The organism is Desulfosporosinus metallidurans (assembly GCF_001936615.1).
In the GTDB taxonomy this organism is placed as follows: domain Bacteria; phylum Bacillota; class Desulfitobacteriia; order Desulfitobacteriales; family Desulfitobacteriaceae; genus Desulfosporosinus; species Desulfosporosinus metallidurans.
The window spans coordinates 35142-55944 of record NZ_MLBF01000030.1; the positions used below are offsets into that span (position 1 = coordinate 35142).

Annotated in this window: 18 protein-coding genes; 3 read left to right on the top strand and 15 right to left on the bottom strand. The window is 44.2% G+C overall.

From position 1 onward, the window contains the following. Positions 1 to 32: 32 nt before the first annotated feature. Together DSOL_RS16405 and DSOL_RS16410 are read right to left on the bottom strand one after the other, a co-directional pair. Positions 33 to 1709, bottom strand: coding sequence for an ABC1 kinase family protein (locus DSOL_RS16405; protein WP_075365907.1), 1677 nt, complete (start codon positions 1707 to 1709; stop codon positions 33 to 35). A gap of 128 nt (positions 1710 to 1837) precedes the next feature. Then, entirely contained in the window at positions 1838 to 2128 is a 291-nt protein-coding gene (locus tag DSOL_RS16410) for a phasin family protein (RefSeq protein WP_075365908.1), read from the bottom strand. A 256-nt stretch (positions 2129 to 2384) separates the two neighbouring features. On the opposite strand from DSOL_RS16410, the gene DSOL_RS16415 reads away from it, so the two are divergent. Next, entirely contained in the window at positions 2385 to 3116 is a 732-nt protein-coding gene (locus DSOL_RS16415; protein ID WP_075365909.1) for a C40 family peptidase, read from the top strand. Positions 3117 to 3175: 59 nt separating this feature from the next. Here the strand turns inward: DSOL_RS16415 and hprK are convergent, their stop codons facing one another. The 9 genes from hprK to DSOL_RS16455 all read right to left on the bottom strand — a co-directional run bounded on the left by hprK (position 3176) and on the right by DSOL_RS16455 (position 13164). After that, complete coding sequence (gene hprK, locus DSOL_RS16420) at positions 3176 to 4075, bottom strand: HPr(Ser) kinase/phosphatase (protein ID WP_075365910.1); 900 nt, start codon at positions 4073 to 4075, stop codon at positions 3176 to 3178. A 412-nt stretch (positions 4076 to 4487) separates the two neighbouring features. Beyond that, on the bottom strand, positions 4488 to 6197 hold the full coding sequence (gene ptsP / locus DSOL_RS16425) for a phosphoenolpyruvate--protein phosphotransferase (protein WP_075365911.1): 1710 nt from the start codon (positions 6195 to 6197) through the stop codon (positions 4488 to 4490). Between the two features lies 1 nt (position 6198). Continuing rightward, positions 6199 to 6468 (bottom strand): HPr family phosphocarrier protein, encoded by a 270-nt coding sequence (locus tag DSOL_RS16430; protein WP_075365912.1) that lies wholly within the window; start codon positions 6466 to 6468, stop codon positions 6199 to 6201. A 23-nt stretch (positions 6469 to 6491) separates the two neighbouring features. Next, positions 6492 to 7862 (bottom strand): PTS fructose transporter subunit IIC, encoded by a 1371-nt coding sequence (locus DSOL_RS16435; protein ID WP_235838855.1) that lies wholly within the window; start codon positions 7860 to 7862, stop codon positions 6492 to 6494. An 81-nt stretch (positions 7863 to 7943) separates the two neighbouring features. Next, positions 7944 to 8399, bottom strand: a complete 456-nt coding sequence (locus DSOL_RS28935) for a PTS sugar transporter subunit IIA (protein ID WP_235838856.1) — start codon at positions 8397 to 8399, stop codon at positions 7944 to 7946. 3 nt (positions 8400 to 8402) lie between these two features. After that, positions 8403 to 9359 (bottom strand): 1-phosphofructokinase, encoded by a 957-nt coding sequence (gene pfkB / locus DSOL_RS16440; RefSeq protein ID WP_075365913.1) that lies wholly within the window; start codon positions 9357 to 9359, stop codon positions 8403 to 8405. Between the two features lie 59 nt (positions 9360 to 9418). Further along, positions 9419 to 10180, bottom strand: a complete 762-nt coding sequence (locus tag DSOL_RS16445; RefSeq protein WP_075365914.1) for a DeoR/GlpR family DNA-binding transcription regulator — start codon at positions 10178 to 10180, stop codon at positions 9419 to 9421. Positions 10181 to 10465: 285 nt separating this feature from the next. Continuing rightward, positions 10466 to 11371, bottom strand: coding sequence for an Rpn family recombination-promoting nuclease/putative transposase (locus tag DSOL_RS16450; protein ID WP_075365915.1), 906 nt, complete (start codon positions 11369 to 11371; stop codon positions 10466 to 10468). Positions 11372 to 11640: 269 nt separating this feature from the next. Next, entirely contained in the window at positions 11641 to 13164 is a 1524-nt protein-coding gene (locus DSOL_RS16455; RefSeq protein ID WP_075365916.1) for a Na+/H+ antiporter NhaC family protein, read from the bottom strand. Positions 13165 to 13679: 515 nt separating this feature from the next. Between DSOL_RS16455 and DSOL_RS16460 the strand changes: the two genes are divergently transcribed. Together DSOL_RS16460 and DSOL_RS16465 are read left to right on the top strand one after the other, a co-directional pair. Then, positions 13680 to 14396 carry a 4Fe-4S binding protein gene (locus tag DSOL_RS16460; protein WP_075365917.1) on the top strand — a complete coding sequence of 239 codons (717 nt, stop codon included), beginning with the start codon at positions 13680 to 13682 and terminating at the stop codon, positions 14394 to 14396. Between the two features lie 70 nt (positions 14397 to 14466). Beyond that, entirely contained in the window at positions 14467 to 15588 is a 1122-nt protein-coding gene (locus DSOL_RS16465) for a 4Fe-4S binding protein (protein ID WP_075365918.1), read from the top strand. A 69-nt stretch (positions 15589 to 15657) separates the two neighbouring features. On the opposite strand, the gene DSOL_RS16470 is transcribed toward DSOL_RS16465, so the two are convergent. The 4 genes from DSOL_RS16470 to DSOL_RS16485 form a co-directional block, all read right to left on the bottom strand. After that, positions 15658 to 16980: an efflux RND transporter periplasmic adaptor subunit gene (locus tag DSOL_RS16470; protein WP_075365919.1), complete on the bottom strand. Its 1323-nt coding sequence runs from the start codon at positions 16978 to 16980 to the stop codon at positions 15658 to 15660. Between the two features lie 98 nt (positions 16981 to 17078). Continuing rightward, a complete protein-coding gene (locus tag DSOL_RS16475; protein ID WP_075365920.1) occupies positions 17079 to 19457 on the bottom strand; it encodes an ABC transporter permease in 2379 nt (792 codons plus the stop codon). After that, the gene (locus DSOL_RS16480; protein ID WP_075365921.1) at positions 19451 to 20155 is read right to left on the bottom strand and encodes an ABC transporter ATP-binding protein; all 705 of its coding nucleotides are present in this window, start codon (positions 20153 to 20155) and stop codon (positions 19451 to 19453) included. Before DSOL_RS16480 ends, DSOL_RS16475 begins: the two co-directional genes overlap by 7 nt. Positions 20156 to 20167: 12 nt before the next feature. Then, positions 20168 to 20746: a TetR/AcrR family transcriptional regulator gene (locus DSOL_RS16485; RefSeq protein ID WP_235838857.1), complete on the bottom strand. Its 579-nt coding sequence runs from the start codon at positions 20744 to 20746 to the stop codon at positions 20168 to 20170. Positions 20747 to 20803: the final 57 nt, after the last annotated feature.

The following is a 20803-nucleotide window of genomic DNA, read 5'->3' on the forward strand; positions in this document are numbered from 1 at the left end:
CTCAGGAATAGGTTACCCCAAGGGTACAGTAACTAAAACTTTCCGGATTTAAAAATTGAAATAAACAGCCACAGTAACATTAGAGCTGCCATCCCAAAACCAAGGTCGATAGCCGGGATCTGCCATAGTAAAATGGGCTGGCGTCCCAAAGACGAAGCAATTATCAGGCCTGCCATAACAATGCTAAAAGAAAGCAAAACGATGCTAAAAGAAAGTTGATTCGTGATGCGGTCTAATTTTCTCAGGAAAATATCCAGTTCAGGAACGCTCACTTCTAAGCGAATACGTCCTCGCAACATGTCGCGCATTAAGTCTTTCAGTTGCTTGGGGAGGTCCACGAGAAGATCACTATAATCTGAGATGTTATGCCAGATCCTCCCTGCAATCGTGCTTGGCCGATACCGTTCCTTCAGGAGTCGGATGCCAAACGGTTCTGCCATATCCATAATACTAAGTTTGGGATCGAGCTTTTCCACGATCCCTTCCAAAGTCAATAAGCATTTGGCCAACAAAGTAAAGTCTGAGGGTATGCGAATTCGATGCCGAAAAGCAACCTCAAAAAGATCACTAATTGCCTCCCCCAGGCTGATTCGACTCATGGGAACATCCACATATTTTTCCCGCAATTCATCCACATCGTTGGTCAGAATGGGTAAATTTACATCATCAGGCACAATTCCTATTCTTAATACCGTTTTAATCATGCTCTCTGTATTCTGGCGCATCATAGCAATGACTAAGGAAGCAAAATTATGCTTCATGTCTAAGGTAAGCCTTCCTACCATGCCAAAATCGATAAAAGCGATCACACCGCCGTCCAACAAAAGGATATTTCCGGGATGGGGGTCAGCATGGAAAAACCCTTCAATTAAAACCTGATGAAAAAGTGCCTTAACCAGGTGTTCTGACAAGGCAGTGCGATCATACCCCTTCTCTTCTGAGCCCTCAAACTGATTGAGCTTTTGCCCTTCGATAAACTCCATCGTAAGTACGGTTTGGGTCGAATAGTCCCAATGGATGGTAGGGATATAAATCGTAGGATCATTCTTGAATTGCTTAGCAATTTTCTCCGCATTTCTGGCTTCAATAGTGTAATCCAGCTCATTGCGCAACGATTTGGCAAACTCCTCGACGACATCCCGTAATTGCAAGCGTTCCATTCTCTCCATACGATGTTCCGCCAATGTAGCTAAATCCATTAGGATTTCCAAGTCAGTTTCAATCATGGCCTTAATTTGGGGACGCTGTACCTTTACTGCAACCTTCTCACCTGTACGCAACTGGGCACAATGAACCTGACCAATGGAAGCAGCTGCTAGCGCCTTTTCGTCAAATGTAGAAAAAATCTCCCCCAGAGGGGAGCCGAGTTCCTCTTCGATGATTCGGCTTACATCTACAAAGGAAAAAGGGGGAACATTATCTTGTAATTTCTCCAATTCGTGCAGAATATCCGCTGGAATGACATCTGCTCGCGTACTGGCAATCTGGCCGATCTTAACATAAGTTGGACCTAACTCCTCAATCACTTGACGAATCCGTTCCCCAACAGACTTAGGATCAATCTCTTCCATATCCGTGAACAGCCGTTTGGGTAGGGAAAGCATATGTAAAAGCCCAATCTCCTCTACAAAGAAACCAAAACCATGACGCGCTAGGACTTTAGCGACATCTCGATATCGTTTCAGATGTCGTATTCTTTTCCCAATCATATGAAAAAGTCCCCTTTATACTACCTCAATGTTCGAGATTCGAAAGTCTCATATCGCACAGACATTTAGATTATGTTGATAGAGGGCCTGATCGTCATTCAGGCCCATGTTTTCTACCCCTTGTGTTCTTACTCCTTGTTTTCCAACTCTTGAATACGTTGTTCCAAGCGCTCCAGATCGGCTTTGGTAGGGATGTTTAGGTCTTTGAGAAGCTTTTCTACTTGTTCATGAATTCGGGAATTCATTTCTTTTTTCTCTGCTTCCCCCTTTTCAAACAACTCGCGCACCAATTCCTTCGATTCAGAAGTAGAAACTTCCCCTTTTTTCACCAACTCGTCTACCAGCTTCTCAATTTGTTCCTTACTAACCACCGCTAATCCCAAACCTAGAGCCAGCCCTTTGCTGATAAGATCTTTCATACCATTTCTCCCCCTTTTTCTTATTATACCCTTTATTGAAATGATGTTCACTAAATTATAATGATAAACCTTGTCTAATCTATTCTGGGCTTCATCAATTATTGTTTACAAAAACGATTAAACTTATTAACATGAATTTCGCAACAACGTCATTAACAAAAAATACCAAGGACAAGCCGATTATTATACGGTATACTAAGAGACAACCTCTTGTAAACAGTGCAGTTGCCTGTAAATCAATGAAAGGATGAAGAATATGAAGAGCATGAAGAGTATAAAATGGTCCTTTCTCCTAGTTCCCGTCATTTCTGCATTCTTGCTTGTTACAATTGTCACAGCAGCCCCTACAACAATCACGGAAGATCTGTACACCAAGCAACAACCCACGACAATCCAAAAAAGTGCCGCAGAAACTCTACCTACTGCAGTTGCAGTTAACTCCACCCCCCCTTCCAATACTAATGAAGCCTCCCCAGCCAAAGCCAACAACCTCTCACTATCAGCTCTAGCCGAACAGAGACAAGCGAGACAAACTCAAATATCTCGTTCCATAAGTACGCCAAAACCATCACGTTCCATTAGTACGCCCTCGAATTCGTCCTCTAACTCGCCCTCACAGACATCAAAGGCGAGTGCAATTATTGCTACAGGCCAACGATATATCGGTGTACCCTATCTCTATGGTGGGACCACACCCGCGGGATTCGACTGTTCAGGTTTTGTTCAATACGTTTTTGCTAAAAACGGCATAAGTCTTCCCAGAGTTTCGCGTGATCAGTTTCAGGTCGGTACTTCTGTCTCGTTTAGCAATCTACAACCCGGAGATTTAGTCTTCTTTTCCTTAGCAAAAAACGGAGTCGTCGATCATGAGGGCATCTATGTTGGTAATAACCAGTTCATCAACGCGGCCAGCTCCAAAGGAGTAACTATCTATACGCTGGGATCCTATTGGCAATCCGCCTACGTCGGAGCAAAACGAGTATTATAGCATAAAGAGAAAAACTACCCTGCTCAGGGTAGTTTTCCTTTATCCACTTATGTAAACCTTTAGAGCACCAATTCTTGCCCATGCCTAGACTGACTACCCTCTAGAGACCTAAGTCTATTTTGCATAACGGCTACTTCAATGATGGTGGCAAGATTACGCCCAGGACGAACTGGAACCGTGATCTCCGGAATCGATATCCCTAGGATCTGCCGTGTTTGAGGTGGATCAATCCCTAAACGATCGTAAACTTTTTCTTGCTGCCATTCTTCCAAGTGAACAATAAACTGGATATCTTTTTCATCCCGCACGGCACCTGCTCCAAACAACGTCGTCACATCAAGAATTCCTAAACCACGCACCTCCAGTAAATGCCGGATCCGAATTGGAGCAGTGCCCCGTAAACTTTCTTCATCAACCCGCCGAACTTCAACGGCATCATCGGCAACCAACAAATGCCCGCTTTTGATTAATTCTAAAGCTGCCTCACTTTTCCCGATTCCACTCTCACCCGTAATCAATACCCCCACTCCGTATACATCCACTAAGACACCGTGCACATGTGTACTGGGAGCCAACTGATTCGTGAGATAACGGATTAACAGATAAAAGAGTTGGGTCGTCGATCGATGGGTTGTCAAGAGAGGAATCTTCCGCCCAGCAGCCAATTCGATAAACTCCGAGGGGATCGTTAAACCCCGTGTAACAATCACACAGGGGACTTCTGCAACCATGACTTGGGCAAGATGCTCGCGCCGCACGGACTCTTCGAATTGCTCGATGAGTCCCAATTCCGTCCGACCATACACTTGAATTCGCTTGGGAGTCAAATGCGTTAAGAATCCCACCAATTCAGCACTCGGACGTTTCAAGCTATAGTCCGAAATTTCTTTACTTAATCCCTCCTGCCCTGCTATAACCTCCAATTTGAATTCCTCAACCAACTGGCTTACAGTCAGCATTTTTTCACCTTCTTTCCTGAAACGCGGGTGGGGGGAAACGCGGGGACAGGTACATCGTTTTAACCCCACGTAAATCGAAAAACCTATCTCTCTATGGTTTATCCACTTTCGAGACACGATTCTTTAAGTGGGAGTACCACATTTACTCCGGAGGGAGTTGACTCCCCGCCCGATCCTGATGTTCAGCTTTAGCCGAAAGAGTTTACTTCGCTAACAAGAAACCCATCAGGCCACGTACGAGGGACCTGTCTCCTCGTTTCAATACCCCCCTATAATCCAACACTGGCTCAAAGGGGGGTATCAGTATTAATTCCTTATTCGTTCGATATCTCTAAAGTAATAAGGCGTGTGTGCGAAAAACCCCTTGTTGTTGAAACGAGGGACCTGTCCCCCCGTTTCACCCACCCTCGTTTTACCCCAATTTCTCTATAACCTCAGCTGCAGTGCCACACTCTAGAATACGTTCGACAAACTTCTGTTTGTCCACACCCTCAAACGTTAACTTGCTCAGTACTTGGCGGACTTTGGGTAACGAGCCTGGCGACATACTGAGTTCCTTGATTCCTAAAGCCGCAAAGAAAGGTGCCAATAAGCTGTCCCCTCCAGCCTCACCGCAAATGCCTACCCAAATGCCGGCCTTCTCTGCCGCTTGGCTCACCCGGGCAATCATTCCTAAGACCGCGGGGTGATGAGGTTGATATAAATCAGCCAGTTCATTATTTTCTCGATCCACCGCCAACATATACTGAGTCAAATCGTTCGTCCCGATACTAAAGAAATCCACTTCCGAGGACAATCTCTTAGCATTCCAGGCCGCTGCCGGAATTTCGATCATCATGCCTACTTGAAGTTCTCCCACGGGGTATCCTTCCCGAACCACTTCATCTCGGGCGGAAAAGAGCAGTTCCTTGGCCTGTACCAATTCCTCGAGCGTGGCAATCATCGGAAACATCACGGCAGTCGGTCCCGCTGCGGAAGCACGCCAGATAGCCCGGAGCTGGACCTGAAAAATCTCTGGTCTGCGCAAACACAGGCGCAAGGCCCTTACACCTAAGAATGGATTTTGTTCTTCCGGTAGCTTCAAAGCAGGCGCTTTTTTATCTCCTCCAATATCCAACGTTCTAATAACGGTGAGATGAGGGACACAGGCTGCAATCACTTTGCTGTAAGCCTCTACTTGGTCTTCCTCAGAAGGAAGTTGATCTCCCATAAATAAAAATTCAGTTCGGTAAAGCCCTACGCCGTGTGCTTTAAACTTCTGCACCAGTGGTATATCCGCTGGACTTCCAACATTGGCGGCCAGGACCATGTTCCCGAATATAGCCCCAGTCGAACCATCCTGTTCCTCTTCGCCCAAATCATTACTTTTAGTAGTAGTAATCCCCTCCGGAGATCGCTTGACCCACCCTTCATCTCCATCCAGTTGGGCCCACTTTAAGTTTTTTAATTCCTCCCATGCTCCATCAACGCCCGTCACCGCCGGAATCCCGTAAGTCCGAGCCAGAATTGCAGCATGCGAAGTTTTCCCGCCTTTGCGCACGATAAATCCCAGTACTCGATCCTTAGGTAAAGAAATAGTTTGAGCCGGAGTCAGTTCCTCAGCCAAGACGATCCAATTTCCCACTTCCGGAAAGGAGGCAGCACCAGACCCTTGGGAACCGAGCAGATTTTGCAAGAGCTGTTCCAGTACGTCTTGGACATCCACAGCGCGTTCCTGAAAGTACGGATCAGGGATACTTTTCAGCATCTGGATCGCTTCCGCTGCTACGCCTTTCAATGCTTGCTCCGCTCGCAAATCTTGAGAGTTAATACGTTTTTGGGCCTCACCCACAAAGGCAGGATCCGTGAGCAATAGTTGATGAGCGATAAAAATCTGAGCAAATTCTTCCCCTTTTTCCGCTCGAACTTGTTGCTCATATTGGTTTAATCTCTGGTTTGTGAGTTCAATGGCCTTTTGTAAACGTTCCAATTCTTGTTCCGCATCAACCGCATCAACCGAATCGACCTCACCCACCTGCTCAGGGAGCAAATCCGGCGCAAAGCCCTGCAGAAGCCAAATCTCACCCGCAGCTCGACCCGAAGATACCCCTAGACCATGCCATTCGTTTTCATTACTATCCATTTTACTCACCTTGGTTTTCTAAATTATTAACGAGAGCTTCTAAATTCTCAGCCGCTTCCTGTTCATCTGCGCCATCTACAATCAATTGAAATTGACTGCCAGAAGATAACCCCAACGAAAGGATCCCTAAAATACTTTTACCATCGACTTCGGAATCGTTCGTCTTGATTTTAATACTACTTTTATAACGGCTTGCCATCTGTACCCACAAAGAAGCCGGCCTGGCATGAAGCCCTGAACTATTCGTAATCGTAATATCTTTTAAAATCATTGCCAATTCCCCCCATTAGATGTCTATTTTTCGACTGGCTTTTTAATGGCTGAAAGGATTAAAGCTGAGACAAGGGTTCCGGCTACCAAAGCTACAATATAGGGAACCAAATTAATCACGACATGAGGAATTGCTAAGACCCATATTCCACCATGAGGAACGATAATGGTACTCCCAAAGGCCATCGATATACCCCCTGCTAGTGCTGAACCAACCATGATGGACGGTATAACTCTCAAGGGATCTGCCGCAGCAAAGGGGATTGCGCCTTCTGTGATAAAGGATAAACCCAGTGCCCAGTTAGCCTTGCCCGCTTCTCTCTCTTCTAGAGTATATTTCTTTTTAGCAATGACGGTGGAAAGAGCTATACCTAAAGGAGGTACCATTCCAGCTATCATAACAGCAGCCATGATAGCGGATGGTTTACCACTAGCTACTGTGGCGGCACCGAACGTGTAAGCGGCTTTATTGACCGGACCACCCATATCAAAGGCCATCATAGCACCCAAAATAATTCCCAGCAAAGCAGCGTTTGTACCGCTTAAAGACGTTAACCAGGCTGCTAAGGTCGTGTTAAATAATGTCATAGGTTTACCAATCACATAAACCATCAGCAGTCCCATGATGGCCGTTGAAAGCACTGGGATAATGAGGACTGGCATTAACCCTTGCAAGGATTTGGGCAGCTTGACGTACTTTTTAATTCCTAAAACGATATAACCAGCCGCAAAACCGGCAACCATAGCGCCTAAAAATCCTGATCCATTATTCGCTGCAATATATCCGCCAATCATACCAGGTACAATACCGGGCCTGTCTGCAATCGAAAATGAAATATAGGCACCTAATATTGGGATCATCAACGCAAAGGCGGCTTTACCAGCAGAGAATAACGTTTCTCCCAAGCTTCCTGGTACTTTAAATACATAAATACCACCAATAGCAAACCCTAAAGCTATTAGCAGGCCCCCTGCCACCACGAAAGGTATCATAAAGGACACGCCTGTCATCAGATGTTTATAAACCCCTGTTTTGGACTCCTTCCCTTGGGGTTTAACCTGAGACACTTCATTCGACGGACTAATGGAACTTGCTTGAGCATTAGCAGCCCTAGTGAGCAAACCTTTAGCGTCTTTGATCGCATCCTTGGTTGAAACTTCAATCATCGCCATCCCAGCAAACCTGCTCTTGTCAATTGACGTGTCTGCAGCAATAATGACTGCCTTCGCTTGTGCTAAATCGTCTTGAGTAAGCACGTTTTCAGCACCGACGGACCCTTGGGTCTCGACTTTTATCTCATGGCCCATTTCCTTAGCAGCCACTTGAAGGGCCTCAGCGGCCATATAGGTATGTGCGATACCTGTAGGGCAAGATGTGATAGCTACAAATTTCATACCAATTCCCTCTCCTCTTTTTAAATCTTAACTTTTAAATCTTAACTTCAGAATGTCAATGAAATCCGTCATTTTTAAAATCTAACTCTCGTGTGCTTCAATCGCCCTCTTGACTTCCTCTGGGGTTTTAGCGCTTCTAAGCGACTCTAGAAATGAACCATGGATGAGCAACCGGGCCAATTTCGACAGAGCACGCAGATGAATGTCCTCTCCTTGGATGGGGGCCGCAATGAGGAAGAAGAGATCCGCTCGAGAACCATCCAGAGACTGAACATCGATTCCCTTTTCCAGACGAGCCATGGCCAAGGCGGGCCTTGTGACCCCTTCCGATTTCGCATGAGGAATAGCTACGCCAAACCCGACTCCGGTCGTTCCCTTTGTTTCCCTTATGGCCACGTCTTCCAAATACAGCTCTACATTATGAACTGCGCCGATTTCCTGAAAGGTGTGAGCCAGAGTTCCCCAAACTTCTTCCTTAGTCTCCGCCTTAAGCCCTAATAAAATAGAGTCATCCGCCAATAGTTCTGTAATTTTCATCCGTTACACCCTCATTTCTTCAATTATTACGTTGGGCAAAAGTTGTTCCACATCGTTCAGTTTGCCAGCTTGGGTTCCTTGTTGAGCAACCGAAGCAGCTGCAACGGCTGTGGCCCACCGGGCCTGTTCGGTCAGTGACATTCCTTGAGCTTCTCCATAGACTAACCCTGCTACCAGAGCATCCCCGGCCCCTACCGTACTACTGACCTTGACGTTGGGTGGACGAACTAACAAACGTTGGGTTCCGTCAGCGACCAACGCCCCTTTTTCACCTAGGGAAATCACAACCTTAGTAATCCCTCCGGAAATTAACGTCTCAACCGCGTTCAACACATCGATCTCCTGGTCTAGGGAATGTCCCACTAACTGCTTCAATTCATCCAGATTGGGTTTGATGGCATAGGGTTTCGCTTTGATGCCCTCGGTCAGAGCGCCTCCACTGGTATCTAGAAAGACCTTGCAGTCATAACTCTTTAGGATTTCCGTAAACTCCCGGAAGATATCTAGCGGTGCTCCTCCTGGCAAGCTCCCCGAGAGAACAAAAAGCTTCGATTCTTCAGCTAACTGCTTAATGATGTTTTTAAGTTCTTGTAAATCTGAAGGACCATAGTGAATACCCGGAAAATTAATCTCACTGACCTGTCCACTAGCCTCATCGACGATTTTAGTGTTCACCCTAGTAGCGCCATTGACTTTAATAAAATGATTAGCAATGGCTTGAGCTTGAAAAAACTGTTCAAAAATATTAGCATTTTCCCGACCTAAGAAACCGCTCACCGCCACATCCTGGCCTAAACTATTAATAACCTTAGCAACATTAATTCCCTTGCCCGCAGGATCTATGCGTTCTCTGCCTACCCTATTAACCTGCCCGACATGGAATTGGGTGAAATACAGGGTTTGATCAACAGCAGGATTGAGAGTTATAGTGACAATCCTCGCCCGTTTTTGCTTGTTCATGAGTACATCCCTTCAGCCCGAAAATAAAATTCTTCTAAATTCTTTAACACACTTATCGCTTATATATTATCTGCAATTTGCACTTGAACATACTCACTTAACCTTTTTATATCCGCTTCATCGACCCCATCATCGCTCAGGAGTAAATTGATCTCACTCAGACTACAAATTTTACACATCGCTTTTTCCCATAGTTTCGAGTGATCCACCACTAAAATGACTTCTTTGCCCGCCTTCACCATGTGTCGTTTGGTTTCCGCTTCCATAAGATTGGGGGTTGTCACCCCGAGTTCGAGGTCAACAGCATTGGCTGCCAGAAATACTTTGTCAAAATGAAGCTTAGCCAACATTTCATTCGTCAAGAAGCCGACCAAGGAACGAATATTTTTCCTTAAACTCCCTCCTAAGACAATCACCTCAACTTGGGGATCCTCTGCAAACACTTGAGCGATATCCATACTATTAGTAGCAACCGTAATAGTTTTTCCCCGCAGGGCGAAAGCTATTTGGAGCGTGGTGGTTCCAGTATCCAAAAAAACCGTTTCTCCATCCTTCACCAGGTCAACCGCTGCTTTGGCAATCTTTTGTTTCTCGTCATAAAAGCGGATTTCTTTTTCCTGATAACTCAACTCAAAACTTGACTGGACAGATATAGCCCCTCCATGCGTCCTTTGGATCAGCCCGACATTCTCCAGTTCCTGCAAATCACGACGTATCGTTGATTCAGAAACGTCAAACCTTTGGCTTAAATCTCCCACTTTGACAGGTTGTCCAGATTCCATCAGTTGCAAAATCTCTGCTTTGCGTTCTTCAGCAAACATAGTCATCACCTTCTACTCATAATGTTTCTCATTACATTATTCACTCTTTAAGATTCGTTTATGCTCATTCAGATATTTGTTTATGCTCATTCGTCATCGTTTGTGCTCATTATAATCTATCTTTAGTTTTTTTACAAGCAAAATTGTCGGAAAATTCTTCCTCTGGAAAACAGGGGGACAGGTACGTTGTTCCACAGGAAAACGTAGGGATAACGTAAAGGATAACAAAAGAACCCCTACAATGCCTTATATCTCAGGCATCCGGGGTTCTTAGTAATTGTACACTTAATCTTTCAACATCTTAACTTCTTCTTCGGACAAACCTGTTGCTTTCGCCACTTTGGGAATCTCAATTCCCATGTCCAGGAGATTCCTCGCAACTTCAGCTTTTCCTTCAGCTTTTCCTTCAGCTTTTCCTTCGGCTATCCCCTTCTCGATCCCTTCCTTTAACCGGAGTTCCGCTTCCCTGACTGCGGCCTTCTCATCTAGTAATGCTTTGCGCCGCGCAAAATACTCTTCTCTAACTCTAGGATCATCACTCGATTTCTCCCAAGCTACAATGGCCTCGTGCAACACTTGATCCTGCACAGCAATCTCCTCCAGTATTTGTAATATTTCTTGATTTTCCGAACCTTCTAGGAGTAACAACCATCTCACTAAACTATTCTCCCAGGGACTGACTTCCCTTCTTAGGTACTTCGAAATCAATTTCGGCAACTCCATGAAGTGCATCTCTATGGCATCTGTGAGTTGAAATTTCTCTTCATCTTCGTAAAGATGGAATACGTTATGATAATTCTGCGTCTGCTTCAAGTAGTCAAAGTCTAGGATGTTAATCGTAACCGCTTTCGCAAGCTCCTTGTAAGCCATCCCTTCCCGCATCTGCCGAGTGTACATTTGTGCCCAATAATACAATGAGCGTTTCTCCATGTCGTATTGATTGTTCAATTGTATCTCAATGTTGATCTGCATTCCTTTACTTGTTTCAGCACGAACATCTAGAATGGACTTCTTATCCTCTTTATATTCCTTGTTTAACTCCGAGTTCAAGATCGTAATGTTTTCGATCTTGCTTTCCTGCGGTAAGCTCAATGCCGCATTAAGAAATGCTATAAGTATCGCTTCATTTCCTTCCTTAGCGAATATAAGCTTGAATGCGTAATCGACCTTAAGATTGATTAGCTCCTTCACATCTCACTCTCCGTCCTATTACTCATTGAAGTGGATATCTTTGAATTGATAATAATAACTCCCGATCACTGTTTATAACTAGCGGACTTCTTTCGTATCCATATTATACCACGAGCAAAGGGGCAGTTAAACTGTATGCCTAGAATTTTGTAGGCCCAGCTATCAAAGATTGTTACAATACCTTGAGTTATCGTTCAGTTAAAAGTGAAATCACTTCAAAGGAGCCAATGCGTTCAAGCCGTGAGGTCTACCCCCTCGGCAACCTCTCATCACCGGTAAAACCAGCCGACGATACCATATAAAACCGTGCAGACGGCAGCAACCAGAAGCCCATAGCGCAACTTCAGCTTAGCATAGTCCATCACCGGAATTTTCATCACGGTGGCCATGGCCACGGTATTATCGCTTAGAGGGGAAACAAATCCACCAAAAGTGCCACTGGCAAATACTGCCCCTGCGATTAAGGGCAAGGCAGCATGCTCAGTGGTCGCCAGAGAAAATCCTAAGGGCAATAAGATACCCCAAGTTCCAAACGTTGATCCGATGACATAAGAAAGCAGACAACCAAAGACAAAAAAAGCGGGTGCAATAAATGCCGCCGGTACCAACCGTCCCACGGTCTGTTCTGTATAGCTTACAAAACCTAGATCCGTGGAAATGGCGGAAACCGCCCAGACAAACACCAAGAGAACGTTAACCGCCATCATCTCATTGCCCCCTTGCAGGAAGCCAAAAAGGGTTCGCTGGATTGGTTGCTTTTGAAAAGCATACCAGATAAAGGAGATCATTAAAGTGGATAGCAAAGCTTCCAACATCGCTTTTGCAGCATTAGCCTGAATTAAAGCCCCTAAAAAATTAGTAGAATGAAAGTGCCCGTCCCACCACGTATAAAACAAAGTAAAACTCAACAAAAGCGTCAGCGGAACGATGAGGTTGAGCGAGTTAGGCTCAACCTTCTGGGCGACCAGTTCCACGGGGTCTGGATAGTCGTCAGACTCACCCTTAATGTTCCGTTGCCGTTTGTTCAATGGCAGATGTATTGCCAGCTCCATGGATGTTTCCACATAAGCCAATTTGGCCGCGCACAAGGCCCTTATTTTAGCGGTCGATTCGATGGGTTGAGAAGTTGGCTCTTTTACTTGATCTTTATCGGTCTTACGGAAAGAATAGAACAAGGCAAAAGCCAGCATGGCTAAGGAGAAAAAGTTAAAGGGAATGCTAAGCAAGAACAAGTTATAGGGAGGCGTGATAATCCCTTGATGCCGACTCACCGTGCCCAATAGGCTAATGGTATAGCCAATAAACACTGTTCCAAGGGGCATAATCGCGCACAGGGGCGTCGCGGTTGCATCGATAACAAAAGCAACTTTATTGACTGGCACTTCAAGCCTGGAAAATACCTGTTTCATCACCGGACCCACCGTAATTATCCGAAAGTCAGGTGCCATAAAGGTGAGCAAAGCAGACAGCCAAGTTACAATAAAAGCGCCCCGCCCGGAATGGATTCTCTCTTCCATAAGATGGGCAAAGCCGCTGACTCCCCCTGTGATGCGCACCAATCCAACAAAGGCGCCAAAACCGTACATAAACACTATGAGCCGCAGGTTATCGGGAACTGCCAGTTCTTTCAAGATATATTGTAAGGCAGTATCCACGCCGCCAAATGGCGTAGGATTGAGCATATACGCACCAACCAACAAACCCACAACTAAACCCGGTAGTACCTGCCTAGTAAGTAAGGCAAGTGGAATTACAACAAGAAAAGGTAATAACGACCAGATGGTACCCTGCATCAAAGCGCCCCCTTTCAGCGTAGGCTATTTTTTAATATCCCGCCTTGAAGGGCAATCTATACTTATGGCTAACTTTCCAAATGACATTGTTGGTTCAAACTTATGTCATACTTTTGCCATACTTTTTCGACATAATGAAGCCGTAAACTAAAACAAACTTAATTAAGGAGTGAGTTGGTATGAGATATGGGAAAAAGAACCGCTCTCAAGGAGAGATATGCCAGTGGGAACTTAAGTACGAATGAGTATTTAAAAATGCGTGACAATATCATCTAATATACATCTTAAGCATAAATAAAATTAGTATGGAGTGGAAAAGGTTTTGATAAATTCAAAATCAGGCGTAATTTTGTCGTTTCTTGGAACGATTACCCTAGTTATTGTATTATCGCTTTTTGTTACACAAATTTTTGGAGGACATTCTGAAAAAGCGTCAGTTCCAAAGTCTGTTTCGGTGGGCTTAGATATGACTATCATTAAGGCGCAGAAAAGTTACCCCTACGTTCAGGAAGTACATGCTTCTCACATCGTTTATTCTGACTGGGGTCATTTTAGGATCTGAACCTAATGCCATGTCAACAGTAAAGGATATCGTTTCAGCTTATGCTATTAAAGGAATTATATTTCCACCTAGACTAGTTGCCCTTTTTGTCTTACTCCTTGTGGTTTTTGTGGCAAATAAATTCACGTGTGGCTGGGCCTGTCAATTTGGGTCATTGCAGGATTTCATTTTTCTTATCAATCGCAATTCCAATAATAAGAAAGGGATCTTTGAACAATATAAAGTTCCTTTCTCAATATCAAATACCATACGAATTCTATTTTTCTTACTATTTGTCTCAATAGCGTTCCTATGGTCTACGGATATCATTGAGATAATTAATCCGTTTACTATCTATAATCCTGCCGTACTAACCGGAGTCGGAATCCTGTTCATTTTATTCATTCTAGTAGCCAGCCTGATCATATATAGACCTTGGTGCCATTTCTTCTGTCCTTTCGGGCTCGTTGGATGGGTAGTTGAGAAATTTAGCCTTTATAAGATTAAGGTTAACTATGACACGTGCACAGACTGCGGAGAATGTTCTAAAGCTTGCCCTTCAATGGCTATGGAAGCAATATTGAAGCGTAACAGCGTTACTCCAGACTGTTTTTCCTGTGGAAGTTGTATTAATGCTTGTCCTACAAAATCCGTTGAATTTAACAAGGGCAAAAGAACTTCTATTACTTAAAGAAAATCCTATTTTCATTCGCAAATTGTGTTTTACTCTTGAAAGAGTTATTAAAGAGGAGTGAGGTTCAATGAAGAAGAAAACGATGCTACTGTATTTACGCTGGGGGCTCTTGGCATTATTCTTTGTCCTAGTGAGCATTGCAGCCTATCTCCATCAAGTATTCGGTGGAGGGCAGTCTCCTTCCATCCACGCACTGTGTCCCTTCGGTGGACTTGAGAGTCTTTACCAGCTATTCACCACAGGAAGCTATATCAGCAAAATATTTTTAGGAACCATGATTCTGTTTGCAATCACTATAGTCCTTGCTCTTCTCTTCAGACGTTCATTTTGCGGTTTAATTTGCCCCTTTGGAGCCATCCAAGGATTCTTTGGAAAACTTGGTCATAAGCTTTTCAAGCGGAAGAGTGTTATGCCGGTTAAGCTTGATAAGCCTTTACGATATTTAAAATACGTAGTGTTGGTCATTACTATAGCTTATGCTTGGAAAACTGCGGGACTATGGATGGCTCCCTACGATCCATGGTCAGCATATGCACATCTTCCAGAAGGATTGGCGAATGTGTGGGCGGAATCGGCCATCGGTTTAATAATTCTGGTGATTACTGTTCTTGGTTCGCTGGTCTATGATCGATTTTTTTGCAAGTATCTTTGTCCTATGGGGGCACTTTATGGAATCATAGGTAAACTAAGTCCCTTTAAAGTGGTTAGAAACGAAAATGCGTGTATTGATTGCGGAATATGCAGTAAAAGCTGTCCTGTGACTATTGATGTTCAACACAGTTTTAAGGTTACTTCTGCAGAGTGTCTTAATTGTCAAATTTGTGTCTTAAAGTGCCCTAAAGAAGGTGCTCTTGAAAATAAGGAAGGCCATAAAATGATTAAACCCCTTACCGTGCTTGTCCTAGTCATGGCAGTCTTCTTTGGCTCAATATTTGCTGCTCAGGCGGCAGGAGTCTATAACTTAACACCTAACCCACTAAAAGCAGGGGAATCCATAACCTATCAGGAAGTCAAAGGGTATATGAGTATCAAAGAAGCAGCAGAATCAACCAAGACAGAACTTAAGGTGTTTTACGAAAAATTCAAGATCCCTGAAAACGTTCCTGCTACAACAAAGATGAAAGAAATATCAAACGTCTCTCCAGGCTATGATTTCGACTCGGTTAAGACATCCCTGGAAAGCAAATAGACCTAGATTTAATGTGGTAGGCACAGATTTTTTTCAAATTTAGGGGACTTCAAAAGGAAGGTAAACGAGTTAAAGCGACGCTTTAACTCGTTTACCTTCCTTAAGGTTTGTTAAATTAGTGTCCAGAAGAATAACATCTCCCTCTGACAAGCCTTGCTCAATGATCACGTCACTGTCATTTTCCAAACCTTTTTTCACAGGCTTAATTTTAGCGATACCTTGCTGAACTAGCCAGACAGCCTCTCCTTGTTGATAGGGAAAAAGAGCTGTTTTTGGGATCAGAAGCTTACTCGGAACCTCCAGCGTGGTAAATTTAACGTCTACGTTGCTGCCAAGAATCACGGCAGGAGAGGATGAATTTCCGACGAAAACAATCGTGACTTTCACACGGTTTTCCTTAAGACCAAGAGAAGACACTCTCTCAACCGCTGAAGAATCAACCGCTTCAACCTTCCCGGAAAATTGTTTGTTTCCTGCGCTGGTCGCCTGAACAATTTGAACCGGACTTCCCATTTTGATGTCCAAGGCATCACTCGCGAGGACAAAACTCTCTAATTTGTAGCCCTTATTGCCATAGACGGTCATCACTTGCTGACCTATCGGGATAACATTTCCTTCTTTAAGAGTAAGATCTTTGACAATGCCGTCTTGGGGGGCAACCCCAGCGGCTTTGCTCTTCTTATCTTCTAACTGACTGATCTGCGCTTGAACGACCTTTTCCTGATTGTCATAATACTGCTCCGTCCCTGGTGAAACCTGATTTTGTTCATAAATCAGGTTTAATCCTTCTTTTTGCTGTGCCAAGTAATTGGTAGCTTTGTCCAAGGAAGCCTGAGCCTCTTCCAATTGAAGCTTAGATATGGAACCAACATCAACCAAGGCCTTCATCCTAGTCAGGTTAAGTTCCGCAGTCTGAGCATCCTTTTCTGCCTGTTCTATCATCAGCTTTTGTTGCGCAATCTGAGCAGAATTAGGGGTTTTGTAATTCTGCAAGCGTTGCCCTTCCAAGCTTTGGATTTGTGCTTTCAGACCTTCCAACTGATAGTTTAGATCACTCGTACTCATTTCAAAAAGCACTTGTCCCTTTTTGACAGAATCTCCATCCTTAACCTTAAGCGACTGAAGTTTCCCATCGACTTGGTTGAAAATGGGCCATTCCTCGGAGGGTATAATTTGCCCTTGCTCTGTGAAACCTTTAGTAAAGTCCTGAGGATGAAGCGTTAACACTTTAGCGGAAAGAGGCGTGGCATTCGATACTGCAACAGCAATTAAAACTAGGACGACAAGCCCTCCCGCAATTAAGAACTTGCGCTGTTTGCGATTCGGCAATTTAAGGTTACGAAGTTTAAATGTTTTTGGCGTTGAATTAAGCATCGTCTTTTCAATAGCCATTTTTAGCCCCCCTTACTCTTAGTTCTTAATTCTCAACATCTAAATCTCAACTTTAACTATACAAGTTACCACTCTCTAACTCTTAAAACTTTCAGCTCTTAGTCTCTCGTCGCCAGAATCTCAACATATGGAAGTGACTTTATCTTGTAATAAGCCCTACTTTGAGCAACCAAAACAGAAAACGCTGTCCCAGCCGCCGCACCCAGTAACGCTACAGGCGGAAGAACTGCAGGAAGAGAGAACAGATCAGTGCTCATGGCCTGGGCCATGCTAATCCCCAACCCATATGCCAACGGTATGCCTAGAAGGATGCCGAAAGCAAACAAAGTCCATTGCTCGGAGGTGATGACCCGCAATACTTCTCTCGGCGTCATTCCTAAAACACGGAGAGAAGCCAACTCTCGTTTCCGCTCAGACAAGGAAATAATACTGGAATTATAGATCAGGGCAAATCCCGTTATTCCACCTAGAATGGCCAAAAGCCAAGTTGTGAAACCATACGAATCCATCATTTTACGAATTTTGTCGCCCTCATCTTTTAAGGAAGTGATCGAAGCAACATTACTTGCATTGAGATACTTACTTTTAATCAGCCCAACCTCGGATGGATTCATTTTAACCAGCATCGAGGTACTAATATCTCCCTGCCGGAGATAACGCTGGAGTTCTTTTTCCTCCATAAAGGCATTGAGACCAACATATTGAGGAACCACCCCTTTGACCACCAAGCGTTCCCCTTTCTCACCCACGGGTTCCCTCCGCAAGGGACTTTCGACATAGATCTCATCTCCTGCCTTGACATTTAAGGCCATGCCTAAACGTTCGGAAAGCAAAATCCCGTGATCAGGAATCTCGACACGTCTACCGCTTTTATCCAGAATGTTATAGAGAATGGCCCCCTTTTCAAGGCCCATAAGGGCAACTTCTTTAGATAACCCACTATTTTTCAAGGTGCCAGGCACTTCTAAAACGGGCTCCACTTTGCTAACTCCGGCCTCATGAGCTAGGGCTAACTCAACGTCACTTGTCGAGGAAGGTTGGGCTAATTGTAGTTTTACGTCATAAGTCTGGACCTGTTCCAACTGAACCACGGTCAGCAAGTTAATCATGTTCTGCAGGGACCAAGAGACGGTCATCAAACTAAAAACCACTGCAATTCCTAGGACGTTAAATAGGCTTCTCATAGGAGTGCGAAACACATCCCGAATCCCCATTTGGGCTTGTGAAGAAAGAGATCTCCAAAGCCAAGTGATTCTCTCAATTCGAGTCTTGCGCGCAGTCATTGGCGCTGGGGGCCTCATGGCTTGAGCGGGTTCCAAACGCAAAATATCCAGACTTCCTCGGAGACCGCTTAGAACGCTAAAGAAAAGAGCCAGTGCAAGGCTTATGAAAATGTATTTAACGGAAAATGTGCTTTTAAGCCCAGGCAGAGCGAAGAATTGTTTGTATAAGGTGGTGAGAGGAAAGGAAAGGGCGATTCCGGATAAACTCCCTAGTAATCCTCCCGCCGTTCCTATGACTAAGGGATACGTGAGATAGTGCCAGACAATCTCTCGATCCGTGAAGCCAAACGCCTTCAGTGTCCCTATGGCCACCCGTTGCTGTTCGATCAGTCGCCGTAACATGGTGTACAAGATAAAGGAGGCAACTCCCAAAAATACCACCGGCAGGGTTGTGGCCATCGTTTTCATACCTTCTATTTTACTGGTCAAAATAGCATGGCTGGTTTGGTCCTTACGAGGGATAATACTTTGCACCCCATAAGGTTTTAACTCGGCTTGGAGACTGTCTTTCACCGCATCAAAACCAGCACCCTTCTTAAGGGTAAACACAAGATCATTGAACTGTCCCTTTTCCTTCACTAAAACTTTAAGGGAACTCAAAGGAACATAGGCAATCCCAAAATCGGTAGGGGATGGGTAAAGGTCTTGAGAATTCCTCATGATATAAACAAATTCTGGACTTTGAGCGGTTCCTGTAATATAGAAGGTGGCTTGTTGCCCTTCAATAACGACTTTGAGAGCATCCCCTAAAGACAAATGATTCGCCGCCAGAAACTGGGGATCCACCAGGATTTCGGATTGGTTATTTTCAGGCAAATGCCCAGTTATGAGACGAAGTTGATTCATTTTTGAAGGATTAGTCATATTCATGGAAACCATTCTCAAATAGCGATTGGAGTCTTTCTGCTGATCAATAAGGCGCACGTCTTTAACAATTCGCCCTTCTGCTTGATCCACTCCAGGCAGAGATGTGAGCGAGTTTACTTTGTTTTCTGGATACCCCGTGACCTTGATGAATCCGTCGGCAAAATGTGTTTCACTATAAAAAGCTTGTTGGGCCTTATTCATGTTTTCGAACACCATCGACATCGTGGTGTAAATCAGCAAACCAATGGCAATCACCACGATACAAGCAAGATATACCCCTTTATTCTCTATAATATCTCTCCATGCTTTTTTTCTGAGCATTACCATGATATTTCCTCCGGAGAAAGTGGGTGTTCATTGACTTTGACATCATCTAATAAACCGTCTTTTAAATAAAAAACCCGATCCGCCATTTTCGCAATTTCAACATTATGAGTGATAATCATGACCGTCTTATGGTATACACAGTTTAACTTCTGTAGGGCCTTAAGAACCTGTATTCCTGTTTGAATATCTAAGGCCCCAGTCGGCTCATCACAGAGCAGAAGCTCAGGGTTTTTAACAATCGCTCGAGCAATAGCAACCCGCTGTTGTTGTCCACCTGAGAGTTGGGAAGGAAAATGATCCGACCAAGATTCAAGTCCCACTTCACGTAAGATGTCCGTGACTGAGAGCGGATTTTGGGCGATTTCCACGGCCAACTTAACATTTTCATAGGTCGTAAGATTCGGCATTAAATTATAGTTTTGAAAGACAAATCCAACCTCATTCCGACGATATAGGGTGAGAAGATGCTCGTCACTCTCATGCAGAGGTTGGCCCTTGTAATAAAGCTCACCTGCTGAAGCCTTTGTCATTCCTCCAATAATATTTAGAAACGTCGTCTTGCCCGAACCACTTTGACCCAAAACTACAATAAAATCTCCTTGGAATATCTGAAAGTCAATTCCCTTTAGAACTTCAACTTCCACTTCGCCCGTTCGATAAACCTTGTGGAGACCTTTCCCTTCCATCAGAATGTCCATCCCATACCCCTCCTATGAATACATTCCATACTTTAGGATCTCCATATACTCGTTATACTCTTCCATCAACTTATTGTAGTTCTGTAACAACTCTTGCTCCTTTCCCAGATAGTTCTTCATGTATTTATCTCCTAGAGCCTCAAGAAAGAGCATCAAGATTTCAATCGCCTTAGAAGGGTTAACTCCGCTTCGAAACTTGGAATAATCAATCTCCTCAAAGAACGCAGGCATGTACTCACTTGAAAGCTGGCTGTATCTCCTCTCAATTTCAGATCGTATGTCTGCAGGAGTATTTCCCAGAGCTTCCATCATTATCTTGCTAATTTCTGGGTTAGCATGAGTCAATTTAAGCTTGATAACACTCAGTTCGCTCAACCTCTGAAAGATATCCCCGGTTCCTGTCAAAGGGTATTTATTATACTCTTCCACGATAGTTAGGATGCAATAATCCACAACATAAAGAAATAACCCTCGCTTGTTCTGAAAATAATGAAACAGGATTCCCTTGGAAATACCCGCCTCCTTTACAATCGTGTTCGTTGAGGCCTTCTCATATCCCTTTTCGGCAAACTCATGGATACAGGCATCCAAAATGGTCTTCTTTTTTTCTTCACTCAGATTTTCAAAATTAGAATACACATTTTATCT